At 64.1% G+C, this 13,382-nt stretch carries 12 protein-coding genes and 1 pseudogene; 11 read left to right on the plus strand and 2 right to left on the minus strand.

Annotation, left to right across the window (positions count from 1 at the left end; translation table 11 throughout):
- The 9 genes and pseudogenes from topA to rpmG all read left to right on the plus strand — a co-directional run.
- A partial coding sequence (gene topA, locus V7E26_RS25295) for a type I DNA topoisomerase (RefSeq protein ID WP_324421632.1) occupies nt 1-2,013 on the plus strand: 2,013 nt, incomplete at its 5' end.
- The gene (gene rnr / locus V7E26_RS25300; protein WP_324421634.1) at nt 2,014-4,362 is read left to right on the plus strand and encodes a ribonuclease R; all 2,349 of its coding nucleotides are present in this window, start codon (nt 2,014-2,016) and stop codon (nt 4,360-4,362) included.
- Entirely contained in the window at nt 4,350-4,790 is a 441-nt protein-coding gene (locus V7E26_RS25305) for a DUF983 domain-containing protein (RefSeq protein ID WP_324421636.1), read from the plus strand. Before rnr ends, V7E26_RS25305 begins: the two co-directional genes overlap by 13 nt.
- A 141-nt stretch (nt 4,791-4,931) precedes the next feature.
- Nucleotides 4,932-5,669: an NUDIX hydrolase gene (locus tag V7E26_RS25310; RefSeq protein WP_324421638.1), complete on the plus strand. Its 738-nt coding sequence runs from the start codon at nt 4,932-4,934 to the stop codon at nt 5,667-5,669.
- A 393-nt stretch (nt 5,670-6,062) separates the two neighbouring features.
- The gene (locus V7E26_RS25315; protein ID WP_324421639.1) at nt 6,063-6,344 is read left to right on the plus strand and encodes a ribbon-helix-helix domain-containing protein; all 282 of its coding nucleotides are present in this window, start codon (nt 6,063-6,065) and stop codon (nt 6,342-6,344) included.
- Nucleotides 6,345-6,397: 53 nt separating this feature from the next.
- Nucleotides 6,398-6,619 carry a type II toxin-antitoxin system RelE/ParE family toxin gene (locus V7E26_RS25320; RefSeq protein ID WP_324421640.1) on the plus strand — a complete coding sequence of 74 codons (222 nt, stop codon included), beginning with the start codon at nt 6,398-6,400 and terminating at the stop codon, nt 6,617-6,619.
- Between the two features lie 37 nt (nt 6,620-6,656).
- Nucleotides 6,657-6,739, plus strand: a pseudogene (locus V7E26_RS30075) (NUDIX hydrolase); the annotation flags it as partial.
- A 554-nt stretch (nt 6,740-7,293) separates the two neighbouring features.
- Entirely contained in the window at nt 7,294-8,619 is a 1,326-nt protein-coding gene (locus tag V7E26_RS25325) for an LLM class flavin-dependent oxidoreductase (RefSeq protein WP_324421641.1), read from the plus strand.
- Between the two features lie 124 nt (nt 8,620-8,743).
- Nucleotides 8,744-8,911 carry a 50S ribosomal protein L33 gene (gene rpmG, locus V7E26_RS25330; protein WP_233022097.1) on the plus strand — a complete coding sequence of 56 codons (168 nt, stop codon included), beginning with the start codon at nt 8,744-8,746 and terminating at the stop codon, nt 8,909-8,911.
- A gap of 73 nt (nt 8,912-8,984) precedes the next feature.
- Here the strand turns inward: rpmG and V7E26_RS25335 are convergent, their stop codons facing one another.
- Nucleotides 8,985-10,217, minus strand: a complete 1,233-nt coding sequence (locus tag V7E26_RS25335; protein WP_324421642.1) for an MFS transporter — start codon at nt 10,215-10,217, stop codon at nt 8,985-8,987.
- A gap of 134 nt (nt 10,218-10,351) precedes the next feature.
- Between V7E26_RS25335 and V7E26_RS25340 the strand changes: the two genes are divergently transcribed.
- Together V7E26_RS25340 and V7E26_RS25345 are read left to right on the plus strand one after the other, a co-directional pair.
- The gene (locus tag V7E26_RS25340; RefSeq protein WP_442893477.1) at nt 10,352-10,972 is read left to right on the plus strand and encodes a TetR/AcrR family transcriptional regulator; all 621 of its coding nucleotides are present in this window, start codon (nt 10,352-10,354) and stop codon (nt 10,970-10,972) included.
- 66 nt (nt 10,973-11,038) lie between these two features.
- Nucleotides 11,039-12,262 (plus strand): serine hydrolase domain-containing protein, encoded by a 1,224-nt coding sequence (locus V7E26_RS25345; protein WP_324421643.1) that lies wholly within the window; start codon nt 11,039-11,041, stop codon nt 12,260-12,262.
- A gap of 94 nt (nt 12,263-12,356) precedes the next feature.
- Here V7E26_RS25345 and V7E26_RS25350 read toward each other — a convergent pair.
- A partial coding sequence (locus tag V7E26_RS25350) for a PleD family two-component system response regulator (protein ID WP_324421644.1) occupies nt 12,357-13,382 on the minus strand: 1,026 nt, incomplete at its 5' end.

The following is a 13,382-nucleotide window of genomic DNA, read 5'->3' on the forward strand; positions in this document are numbered from 1 at the left end:
CCCGCGCGGCGCAATCCGCAGGCGCCCTTCACCACCTCGACGCTGCAGCAGGAAGCCAGCCGCAAGCTCGGCTTTGCGCCGGCGCACACCATGCGGATCGCGCAGCGGCTCTATGAGGGCATCGACATCGGCGGCGAGACCACCGGTCTCATCACCTATATGCGAACCGACGGCGTGCAGATCGATCCCTCCGCGATCACCCAGGCGCGCAAGGTGATCGGCGATGATTACGGCAAGGCCTATGTGCCTGAAGCGCCACGCCAGTACCAGGCCAAGGCCAAGAACGCGCAGGAAGCCCACGAAGCGATCCGTCCGACCGACCTGTCGCGCCGCCCGGCCGAGATGCGCCGCCGCCTCGATCCCGATCAGGCCAGGCTCTATGAACTGATCTGGATCCGCACCATCGCGAGCCAGATGGAATCGGCCGAACTCGAACGCACCACCGTCGATATCGAAGCCAGGGCCGGCTCTCGCACGCTGGAGCTGCGCGCCTCGGGCCAGGTCATCAAGTTCGACGGCTTCCTCGCGCTGTACCAGGAAGGCCGCGACGACGAGGAGGACGAGGATTCCCGCCGCCTCCCCGCCATGAGCCGGGGCGAACCGCTGAAGCGGCAGGATCTTGCCGTCACCCAGCATTTCACCGAGCCGCCGCCGCGCTTCTCCGAGGCGTCGCTGGTCAAGCGGATGGAAGAACTCGGCATCGGCCGGCCCTCGACCTACGCCTCGATCCTGCAGGTGCTGAAGGACCGCGGTTACGTCAAGCTGGAGAAGAAGCGCCTGCATGGCGAGGACAAGGGCCGCGTCGTGGTCGCCTTCCTCGAAAACTTCTTCGCGCGCTATGTGGAATACGACTTCACCGCGGCGCTGGAGGAGCAGCTCGACCGCATCTCCAACAACGAGATTTCCTGGCAGCAGGTGTTGCAGGAGTTCTGGAAGGGTTTTATCGGCGCCGTCAACGACATCAAGGATCTGCGTGTTGCCGAGGTGCTGGATGCGCTCGACGACATGCTGGGGCCGCACATCTATCCGCCGCGCGCCGATGGCGGCGATATCAGGCAGTGCCCGACCTGCGGCACCGGCAAGCTCAACCTGAAGGCCGGCAAGTTCGGCGCCTTCGTCGGCTGCTCGAATTATCCGGAATGCCGCTACACCCGTCCGCTGGCCGCCGACAGTGAGGCCAGCGCCGACCGCGTGCTCGGCAAGGATCCCGCGACCGATCTCGACGTGACGGTGAAGGCCGGACGTTTCGGTCCCTACATCCAGCTCGGCGAGCAGAAGGACTATGAAGAGGGCGAGAAGCCCAGGCGCGCCGGCATTCCGAAGAACATGTCGCCCGGCGACATGGAGCTCGAACTGGCGCTCAAGCTGCTGTCGCTGCCGCGCGAAATCGGAAAACATCCGGAAACCGGCGAGCCGATCACGGCCGGCATCGGCCGCTTCGGTCCGTTCGTGCGTCACGAGAAGACCTATGCGAGCCTGGAAGCCGGCGACGAAGTGTTCGACATCGGCCTCAACCGCGCGGTGACGCTGATCGCCGAGAAGGTTGCCAAGGGTCCGAGCGGCCGCCGCTTCGGCGCCGATCCCGGCAAGCCGCTCGGCGAGCATCCGAGCCTTGGCGGCGTCGCGGTGAAGAACGGACGTTACGGCGCCTACGTCACCGCCGGCGGCGTCAACGCGACGATCCCGAACGACAAGACGCCGGAGACGATCACGCTGGCCGAAGCCATTGCGCTGATCGACGAGCGCGCCGCCAAGGGCGGCGGCAAGACCAAGCGTGCTGCAAAGAAGGCCGCGCCGAAGAAGGCTGCCAAGACGGCCGCGAAAGCCGCCGATCCCGACGCGCCAAAGCCGGCCAAGAAGGCGGCGGCAAAGAAGGCCGCGGCAAAGCCGAAGCCTGAATCGGTCAGCAAGGCGCGCGCGCCGGTCGCATCCGCCGCCAAGACATCGGCCGCCAAGCCCGCCAAATCGTCCAAAACGCCCGCCAAGAAGAGCGCGGGCAAGGCCCGGGGATAAGTGAAGAAGCAACACGAGCATGGCTTTCCGAGCCGGGACGCCATCGTTGCCTATATCCGTGCCCATCCAGGCAAGATCGGCACCCGCGAAATCGCCCGCGAGTTCGGCCTGAAGAATGCCGACCGCGCCGAGTTGAAGCGCATGCTGCGCGAACTCGCCGACGAGGGCACCATCGCCAAGCGCGGTCGCCGCATTCATGAGCCGGCCGCCCTGCCCCCGACCGTGATCGCCGACATCACCGGCCGCGACACCGACGGCGAATTGCTCGCCGTCCCCACCGAATGGGACAGCGAGGAAGGTGGCGACGCGCCGAAGATCCGCATCGACGTTCCGCGCCGGGCAAAACCCGGCACGGCCGCGGGCGTCGGCGACCGCGCGCTGCTGCGGATCGAAAAGGCCGATGACGGCGACGGCGCGCCCTATCGCGGCCGGGTCATCAAGGTGCTCGATCACGCGCGCACCCGCGTGCTCGGCATCTTCCGCAAGACGCCCGCCGGCGGCGGCCGTCTCGTTCCCGTCGACAAGAAGCAGGCCGGGCGCGAACTGAACATCGCACCACCAGACACCGGCGGCGCCGAGGACGGCGACCTCGTCGCCGTCGATCTCATTCGCTCGCGCGGTTTTGGCCTTGCCGCCGGCAGGGTGAAGGAGCGGCTCGGCTCGCTGTCGAGCGAGAAGGCGATCAGCCTGATCGCGATCCACGCCCATGATATCCCGCAGGCGTTCTCGCCATCCGCGGTGCGTGAGGCGGAGGCGGCCGAACCTGCCACGCTGAAGGGACGCGAGGACTGGCGCGAGCTGCCGCTCGTCACCATCGATCCGCCCGACGCCAAGGACCATGACGACGCGGTGCATGCGGAGGCTGATCTCGATCCGAACAACAAGGGCGGCTACATCGTCCATGTCGCGATCGCCGACGTCGCCTTCTATGTCCGCCCGGGCTCGGCGCTGGACCGTGACGCCCTGATGCGCGGCAATTCGGTTTATTTCCCCGACCGCGTCGTGCCGATGCTGCCCGAACGCATCTCCAACAATCTCTGTTCGCTGGTGCCGGGCGAGCCGCGCGGCGCGCTCGCGGTGCGGCTGGTGATCGGCCCCGATGGCCGCAAGCGCTCGCACGGTTTTCATCGCGTGCTGATGCGCTCGGCCGCCAGGCTTGCCTATGCGCAGGCGCAGGCCGCGATCGACGGACGTCCCGACGATACCACCGGCCCGCTGCTGGAGCCGATCCTGAAACCGCTCTACGCAGCATATGCGCTGGTCAAGCTTGCGCGCGACGAGCGCGATCCGCTCGACCTCGATCTGCCCGAGCGAAAGATTTTGCTGAAGGCGGACGGCACCGTCGATCGCGTCATCGTGCCCGAGCGTCTCGACGCGCACCGCTTGATCGAGGAGTTCATGATCCTCGCCAATGTCGCGGCCGCCGAAATGCTTGAAAAGAAGGGTCTCCCGCTTATCTATCGGGTGCACGACGAGCCGACGCAGGAGAAGGTTTACAATCTCCAGGAATTCCTGAAGACGCTCGATCTGTCTTTCGCGAAGAGTGGTGCGTTGCGCCCTTCCCTTTTCAATCGCGTGCTCGGCCAGGTCCGCGGCGAGGACTACGAGCCGCTGGTCAACGAGGTCGTGCTGCGCTCGCAGGCGCAGGCGGAATATTCGGCGGAGAATTACGGCCATTTCGGCCTTAACCTGCGCCGCTACGCTCATTTCACTTCACCGATCAGGCGATACGCCGATCTGATCGTGCATCGCGCGCTGATCCGCAGCCTTGGGCTTGGCGAAGGCGCGTTGCCGGAGAGCGAGACGCTGGAGGACCTGGCCGAAGTCGCCGCGCAGATTTCGCTGACCGAACGCCGCGCCATGAAGGCCGAACGCGAGACCGCGGACCGGCTGATCGCGCATTTCCTCGCCGACCGCATCGGCGCGACGTTCCAGGGGCGGATTTCAGGTGTCACCCGCGCCGGCCTGTTCGTGAAGTTATCGGATACCGGCGCCGACGGACTGATCCCGATCCGGACGCTCGGCACCGAGTACTTCAATTATGACGAGACACGCCATGCGCTCGTCGGCTCACGCAGCGGTGCCATGCACCGGCTGGGTGACGTTGTCGACGTGCGTCTGGTAGAAGCTGCACCGGTGGCCGGCGCGTTGCGGTTCGAGCTGTTGTCGGAAGGTCAGGTCATTCCGCGCGGCAGAAAACGCGAAAGCACGAAAGCGCCTTCGAAATCGCGTCCGGGCCGCAGCCCGCGCGAGAAGGTTCACAAGGCGCGCAAGGAGAAGCCGGGCAAGGCCAGGTCAGGCAAAGGCAAGTCCGGCAAATCGAAGAAGGGCAAGTCATGGAAACGATGAACGCTGCGACGACGGTCTGGACCCGGGACGCCGTGCAGATCGAAAAGCGCGACGTCTGGGCCGCGATGAGGCGCGGTTTCCGCTGCCGCTGCCCGCGCTGCGGCGAAGGCAAGCTGTTTCGCGCCTTTCTGAAGACCGCCAGCAATTGCTCGAAATGCGGCCTCGATTTCACCCCGCATCGCGCCGACGATCTGCCGGCCTATCTTGTCATCGTCATCGTCGGCCACATCGTGGTACCGGCGGTGCTCTGGATCGAGACGAATTATTCGCCGGCGGTGTGGCTGCAACTGGCGACCTATCTGCCGTTGACCTTCGTCTCGTCGCTGGCTTTGCTGCAGCCGGTCAAGGGAGCCGTGGTCGGTTTGCAATGGGCGCTCCGCATGCATGGCTTTGACGAAAACGCGCCGAGCGACATTCCTCCGGTCTAAAGCGCAATGAGATTGGGATGAATCATCATCGCGCTTTAGGTTGTTGTTTGAGCATGATCTTTTCGGAAAACCGCTGCACACTTTTCCGGATCATGCTCTAGTTGAGCCGGAGGCAACAAAAACATCAAAGATGGGGATGGAATGAGCGACGCTGCAACCGACGTAAAAGAAGAAAAAGAAGCCGATCACCATCCCTATTTCCGGCCCAGGGACGCAGCCACGCTGATCCTGATCGACCGCTCCGGCGAAAAGCCGAAGGTGCTGGTGGGCAAGCGCCACGACAAGGTGGTGTTCATGCCGGGCAAGTATGTCTTCCCGGGCGGCCGCGTCGACAAGTCGGATAACCGCGTTCCCGTCGCCGCTCCCATTTCGCCGGAGCTCGAGGCCAATCTGCTCAAGGGCAGCCCGAAGATCGCGCCATCGCGGGCGCGCGCGCTGGCCGTTGCCGCCATCCGCGAGGCCTGCGAGGAAACCGGACTCTGCCTCGGCTGCAAAGTCGACAAGCCGGTGAAGCTCGACGGCGCCTGGTCGCCGTTCGCGGAAGCCGGCCTGCTGCCCGATCCGTCCGGCCTGTTCCTGATCGCGCGCGCAATCACCCCGCCCGGCCGCGTCCGCCGCTTCGACACGCGCTTCTTCACGGCCGACGCATCAGCCATCGCGCACCGCGTCGAAGGCGTGATCCATGCCGACGCCGAATTGGTCGAACTGGTATGGGTCGAGATCGGCTCGCAGCCGCTCGCGGACGCGCATGCCATGACCAAGAACGTGCTCGCCGAACTCGACCGCCGTCTCGCCACCGGCCCGCTGCACCACGATGCGCCGGTACCGTTCTTCCACTTCTACGGCGGCAAGATGCAGAAAGACGTGCTGGGGGCGTAAGGTGAATGGTGCCAATATTGCGCATTGTGCCCATCGGCGCTTCATCCAAGTGTGGACCCGCTTCGCGCAGAAGCAAAGACCGAGGGCTTCCGTTTCATCGACAGATTGGTCGACGATTGGACCTCGGATTCGAACAGATTCAACCGACTGGGCGAGCAATTTGTCGGAGCCTTCACGGCAGGCGCTTTGGTGGGAATTTGCGGCCTTAATCGCGACCCATCTTTCTGGCGGTCGAGAACGAGACGGCCTCACACGTGAAATCACTGCAGCGGCAATAGCCGCCCGGCTCCGGGCAACTTCTCCAAGCCGCGACTTTCGCCGCACTCCCCTTTTGCCCGAGTATGAGATAGTAAGATATTGTCATACCGCTCTTGTTAGGCTAGGATGGCAGTTATGGAACGCATGACGATCACACTGACCGACGATCAGGCCGACAGCATCAAGGCTGCGGTCTCTAGCGGCGACTACGCTTCACATAGCGAAGTAATCCGCGAGGCATTGCGCGATTGGGCACTCAACCAGTCGTTCCGCAAGCAAGCGTTGGCTGAGCTAAGAGGTGAGATCGCAAAAGGCGTTGCAGATGTTAAGGCGGGCCGGGTCCGCGATTTCGACGCAGACAGCATTATCGAACAAGGAAAACGGCGATTAGCCGCGCGCAACTCCCGCTCCGCATAGCTGACACGGCCGCAGCCGATCTCGCTGAGATTTGGGCCTTCATCGCGGAAGATTTGCGGACCGCAGCAGATACATTTGTGCGGGAGATTGTTGCCAAATTTCAGCCACTTCGGCAATTCCCTGAAATGAGAGCAGCGCGAGAACAGTTGGCGGAAGGCCTGCGTGCGATACCGTATCGCGACTACGTCATCTATTACCTCGCCGAGCCCGACGCGTTGGTGATCGCGCGCGTGTTGCACGGTGCGCGCGATGCCAGAGCTATTTTTGGCGCGTAACCACAGTCACCAATGGTGTGAGGTGCGCTTCCAAATATCCGGCCCGCCCCGCCACGATACCCGGTGCCGTTCTTCCATTTCTACGGTGGCAAGATGCAGAAGGACGTGCTGGGCGCGTAAGCGCGCCGATCAGCGAACGGCGCCCATAACCGAAGGCAGCATTTTGCTTGCGACCAGCCGGTGCCCCTCCGCCGTGAAGTGAATGCCGTCCGGCTGCAGATATTGACGCAAGGCGGCATTCCACCACATCGGAATAATTCTGATGCCTCGGCTGCGAAGCCGCCCCTCGGATCGCGGCCAACTCCGCGTTCTGGTCCCCCTTACCCAGCCGCCTCCCGTTCCAACCGCCGCCATATCGATCAAGGAGCACGATCTTCGTCCCCTGGCGGACCGCGGAATCGAGCCGGGCCAGCATTCCCGCATTGGTATCCCCGTTAAATCCGGCGTTCGTCACATGAACGTTGCGGCCCTTCGCCACCGGCATGCCCTCCGAGCAGGAATAGCCTTGCTGCAAAAGTCATGTGCTCTCGATCCGCGCCCACCCCGAGGAGTGACGTGGAAATGTCCTCCGAACGTCGCTTTATTCGTAAAATTCTTCTCAGGCCGACCTGATGGCGTCGCCCCCAACGGCTCCCTATCTCTTCATCAACAATAACAGCGGACGGAACGGCGCAATGGCACAGCGGCAACTCAAGCTCGGCGCGTTCATGCGGCCGGTCTCGATCCACACCGGCGCATGGCGCTACCCCGGCGCCTGGCCTGACGCGAACTTCAACTTCCCGCACATCAAGCGGCTGATCCAGAAGCTGGAGGCCGGCAAGTTCGATGCCTTCTTCATGGCCGATCATCTGGCCGTGCTGAACATGCCGGTGAATGCGCTGAAGCGCAGCCACACCGTCACCTCGTTCGAACCGTTCACGCTGCTGTCGGCGCTGGCCGGCGCCACCGAACATATCGGCCTGATCGCGACCGGATCGACCACGTTCGACGAGCCCTACCATGTCGCGCGCCGTTTCGCCTCGCTCGACCACATCTCGGGCGGCCGCGCCGGCTGGAATATCGTCACCACCTCGAATCCGGACGCGGCGCTGAATTTCGGGCTCGACGACCACATGGAGCACGCCGAGCGCTACAAGCGGGCGCGCGAATTCTATGACGTCGTTACCGGCCTGTGGGATTCCTTTGCCGACGACGCCTTCGTGCGCGACGTCGAGAGCGGGCTCTATTTCGATCCCGAAAAAATGCACGTGCTCAATCACAAGGGCAAATATCTCTCGGTGCGCGGGCCGCTCAACATCGCCCGCCCGGTGCAGGGCTGGCCGCTGATCGTGCAGGCCGGCGCGTCCGAGGACGGCAGGCAGCTCGCGGCGGAGACCGCGGAGGCCGTGTTCACCGGCGGCGGCAGCCTCGCCGACGGACAGAAGCTCTATGCCGACATCAAGGGCCGCATGGAGAAGATCGGCCGCGATCCCGAGCACCTGAAGATCCTGCCCGGCGCCTTCGTCGTGGTCGGCGACAGCGTCGAGGAAGCCAAAGAGAAGCGCGCGCTGCTCGACAGCCGGGTGCATTATGACAGCGCCATCGCCTCGCTCTCGGTGCAGCTCGGCACCGATGCCTCCGGCTTCGACCCGGACGGACAATTGCCGCCGATCCCGGAAACCAACGCCAGCAAGAGCGGCCGCCAGCGCCTGGTCGATGCCGCCGCGCGCGACAAGCTCACCGTGCGCCAGCTCGCCCAGCGCGTCGGCGGCTATGGCGGGCTGTCCTTTGTCGGCACGCCCAAGACCATTGCCGACCAGATGGAGGACTGGCTGGTGAGCCGCGGCAGTGACGGCTTCAACATCATGTTCCCGTTCCTGCCCGCCGGGCTCGACGATTTCGTCGACAAGGTGATTCCGGAACTGCAGAAGCGCGGGATATTCCGGAAGGAATATGAGGGCCGGACGTTGCGGGAGAATCTGGGGCTGCCGAGGCCGAAAAACCGGTTCTTCGAGGGTTAATCACCCCTATTCGACCCGGTTTTGGCCCCGAAAACCTTGACTTTGAGCTGTCAGAGGCTAGGTTGCGCGGCAAATGCAGGCCGGTTTGGCCGGCGCCTGATATCCCCTATTTGAGGTTCTGAACATGGCCAAAGCGGTCACCATCAAGGTCAAGCTCGTCTCCACGGCGGATACCGGCTTCTATTACGTCGCCAAGAAGAATTCGCGCACCATGACCGACAAAATGGTCAAGAAGAAGTATGACCCGGTCGCGCGCAAGCACGTCGAGTTCAAGGAAGCCAAGATCAAGTAAGTCGCAAGGCTTATCGCCGGCGGTTTGAACGGGGTCCTTTCGGGCCCCGTTTTTGATTCCGGCGTCTCAGGAATTACGCCGCCCGCAGTTGCGGCGGCCCGCTCGGCCGGATCAGCGCGAAGGCGACCTGGATGATGCCGCCGGCGAGCCCCAGCGCGACGCCGATCCGCCACGCCATGGTGTAGGAGCCGAGTTGGTCGTAGATCAGCCCGCCGCCGTAAGCACCGAGGAACGAGCCGATCTGATGGCTCATGAAGGCGAGGCCCTGAATCATCGCCTGCCATTTCAGGCCGAACATTTGGGCGACGGCGCCCGCAACCAGCGGCCCCACGCCCATCCACAGGAAGCCCATGATCGCGCCGAACAACAGCGTGGTCGCCGGCGTCGCCGGCAGCATGAAGTACCAGGCAAGGGCGATCGAGCGGAAGATGTAGATGGCGCCGAGCAGCGCCAGCTTGTTCCAGCGCTGACCGGCCCAGCCGAAGAACAGGCTGCCCAGCACGTTGAAGCCGCCGATCATGCCGAGCGTCTGCGCGCTCAGCATCGGATCGAGGCCGCAGATCAGGAGATAGGACGGCAGATGCGTGGTCAGGAACACGAGCTGCATGCCGCAGACGAAATAGGCGCAGGTCATCACCACGAAGGATGCGTTGCCGAAGGCGACCTTTGCCGCCGTTGCAGCCGAGGCGTCGCCGATGTCGTCGGCGTCCCTGGGCGGCAGTGGAATCCTGTCGGCGCGGCCGGCGTACCAGGCGGCCGGCAGCATGAACAGCGACAGGATCACGAATCCGGCGACGCCGACGCGCCAGCCAAAGCCTTCGTTCAACATCTGGCCGATCGGCGCCGACAGCAATGCGCCGAGCGATCCCGCCGCCGAGACCATGCCCATCACGGTGCTGCGCACGGTGGCCGGCACGGCGCGCGCCGACACCGACATCGCGATCGCATTGGCCGTACAGGCCAGCGAGGCGCCGATCAGCAAGCCCGCGCCAATCAGGATCGGAATCATCCCGTGCGCGGTCGCCATCAATGCCAGGCCGACGATGTACAGCAGCGAGCCCACGATCATGATCGGGCGAAATCCGTAGCGCACCGTCATGGCGCCGGCGACCGGCTGCAGGAATCCCCAGGCGAGATTCTGCACGGCCAGCGCCAATGTGAACTGCGACACCGAAATTCCGATGTCGTGCGTCAGCGGCTGCATGAAGATGCCAAAACTCTGCCGCAGGCCCATGCTGAGCGTGAGCATGATCGACGCGCCGATCAGGATCGGCAGTGTCGGACGCAGGATCTGCAGCAGGGGCATTGTTTTTAGTCTCCCGGAGGGGCGCCAGTCGAACGCCGCGTCCTGCAATCGATATCTGAAATAGGTACACAGACCTGTGTAACTAGGCTATAAGGAGGCCCTGCTGTCAAGCTAACGGTGACCCGCGCATTCGCATGGCTACCTTGCCCGCCAAACCCGACATGAAGGACCGCATTCTGCAGACCGCGGACAGGCTGTTCTATCTGCGGGGAATTCGCGCGGCAGGCGTCGACACCATCGCGGCCGAAATCGGCATCAGCAAGCGCACGCTCTACAATCATTTTCCGTCCAAGGACGCGCTGATCACGGCCTATCTGGCGCGGCGCTTCGTCGCCCCGCGCCCCTCGGACAAGTCGCCGGTGGAGCAGATTCTCGGCACCTTCGATTCGCTGGAGCGGCGCTTTTCGGCCAGGGATTTTCGCGGCTGCCCGTTCGTCAATGCGGTGGCAGAACTCGGCGACGAGGGTCGATCGGTTCGCAAGATCGCCGTCGCGTTCAAGGAAAGCCGCCGCCTCTGGTTTCGCGACTTGCTGGTGCAAATCGGCGTTGCGGATGCCGAAGCGCTGGCGACGCAGCTCGCCCTGCTGGTCGACGGCTCGATTGCACAGGACCTCGTCCGCAACGATCCCGCCATGGCGCGCGCAGCGAAGGAAGCTGCCACGGTGCTGCTGAGGAATGCCGGCGTGAAGGTCGGCGGAGGTGACGCCGCAGGCAAAGCTGGGGCAAAGAAGCCCCGGCCCTCGCCGCTAGATTGAGGCAATCGACCTCCACACGTCGTGCTTGCGAACGCAGGGACGACACCGTCAAATTAGGGAGCGAAAATGGAAGACCTGAGAGTGACCGCGACGGGTTACGACTTCAAGCCGGCCCGCGCGGCGATGCAGCGTTACGTCGACAATAATCTGCTGTCGGGCGTCTCCTGGGCGGTCATGGTCGGGCGCGAACTTGCCGACGTGAACTGCGTCGGATGGGCCGACAAGGAAGCGCAGGTGCCGCTTCGCACCGATCATATCTTCCGGGTCTTTTCCAACACCAAGCTGGTCACCTCCTGCGCGGTGCTGCTGCTGTCAGAACAAGGCCGGCTGAAGCTCGATGATCCCGTCGAAAAATTCATTCCGCAGCTCGGAAATCGCAAAGTCTTGCGGCCGGGCGCCACCTCGCTGGACAACACCGAACCGGCCGCACGCTCGATCACCATCCGTCATCTGCTGAGCCACAGTTCGGGGCTGAGCTACGGCTTCTTCGATCCGGGATCGCTGATCTACACCGCGCTGAACGATCGCGGCGCGCACGATCCCGGGACGACCCTGGCGCAGATGGTCGACGTGCTCGCGGACATACCGCTGATCTATCATCCCGGCACGTCCTGGGAATATTCGCTCGCCACCGACGTTCTGTCGCGGCTGGTCGAGGTCGTCAGCGGCGAGAGTTTTGACACGTTCATCCAGGCGCGCATCTTCGCTCCGCTCGGCATGGCCGATACCGGGTTCGTCGTTCCGGGAAAGGATCGCGATCGCCTCGTCGCCTATTACGCCGGCGCCGACCTGATGGAGCCGATGAAGCCGGGCCTGACGCGGACCGACAACTCGCCATTCCCCGGCGCCTATCTCACCCCGATCGCGCGGCTCAGTGGCGGTGGCGGCCTGGTATCGACGCTGCACGACATGGTGGCGCTGATCCGCAGCCTGTTGCCTGGCGGCCCGACCCTGCTCAAGCCGGAGACAACAGCGCAGATGGCGTCCAACCAATTGCCCGAAGGACAGTGGATCCGCTTTGCGCTGCTCGGAGAGCAGCCCGGCAAGGCCTTCGGTCTCGCCGGCGGGTTGATCCTGCAGCCCTCGCGGTTCGATCATCCCGATGCTGCAGGCGAGCTCTATTGGGGCGGCGTCGGCGGCACCCAATGGTGGATCTCGCCGAAGCGCAACATGGCCGGCGTCATGATGGCGCAGCGGCAGATGTCGTTCACCCACCCATTCTCGTTCGAGTTCAAGCGGCTGGCTTATGAGACGGTGAAGCAGCGCGAGGAACTGCCCGCGTCGGCCTGAGTATCCCCCCACAACGACTGTCGTCACCCGCCTTGTGCGCAATTGCGCACTGGGCGGGTGATGACAGCGAGTGAATTGATACGAAGACCTACGCCTACGCCGCCGCCGCAACCACCCGGTTGCGGCCGTCATTCTTGGCGCGGTAGAGCGCGGTGTCGGCGCGCTTGAGCACGTCGGCGACCGGTTCGTCCTTGCGGTCCAGCGTCGCCAGCCCGATCGAGATCGTGACGTCGATGCGCTTGGTGCCCTTGTTGACGGCAAAGGTTTCGCCGGCGATCGAGCGGCGCAGGCGCTCGGCGATTAGCCCTGCGACCTGGATGTCGGTTTCCGGCATCACGATGACGAATTCCTCGCCGCCGTACCGGCAAGCGAGATCGATGCCGCGGATCGACTTGCGGATGCGCACGGCGAATTCGCGCAGCACGTCGTCGCCGGCGTCGTGGCCGTAGGTGTCGTTGATCGACTTGAAGTAGTCGATATCGAGGATCATCAGCGAGAGCGGCTTGGCGCGGCTCGAGGCCTGCTCGCCGAGTGTCGACAGATGGCTTTCCATATAGCGGCGGTTGTGCAGCCCGGTCAGCGCGTCGGTAATCGCCATTTCGATCGAGTTCTGCACATTGTCGCGCAGATGGTCGGTGTAGCGCCGCTTGCGGATCTGGGTGCGCGCCCGCGCCAGCAATTCGTTCTTGTCGACCGGGCGCAGCAGATAGTCGTTGACGCCGATTTCGAGCCCGCGCAGCAGCCGCGAATTGTTGTCGGCATCGGAGATGGCGAGGATCGGCAACTGGCGGGTGCGCTCCAGCGAGCGCGCCTGGCTGCACAGCCGCAGCCCGTCGTAATTTTCCAGGCCCAGCGAAACGATCAGGAGATCGTAATTGCCTTCGGCGGCGTGAAACAGAGCTTCCGCCGGATTGATCTCGACATCGACGGTGTGCTCGGCGGCCAGGATCGGCGCCAGCCGCTCGTAGGACGACGGCCGGTCGTCGACCAGGAGGATCCGTCCGCCGACACCCTTGTCGGCGATGGCGCTGCGCTCGGGTGCCGCCATGCCGATCTCGAGCGAGGTGATGGCGCGCATGCGCAGCTCGTCGGTCATCATCTTCAGCCGCGTCAGCGAGCG

It is taken from the genome of Bradyrhizobium sp., from assembly GCF_036735945.1.
GTDB lineage: Bacteria > Pseudomonadota > Alphaproteobacteria > Rhizobiales > Xanthobacteraceae > Bradyrhizobium.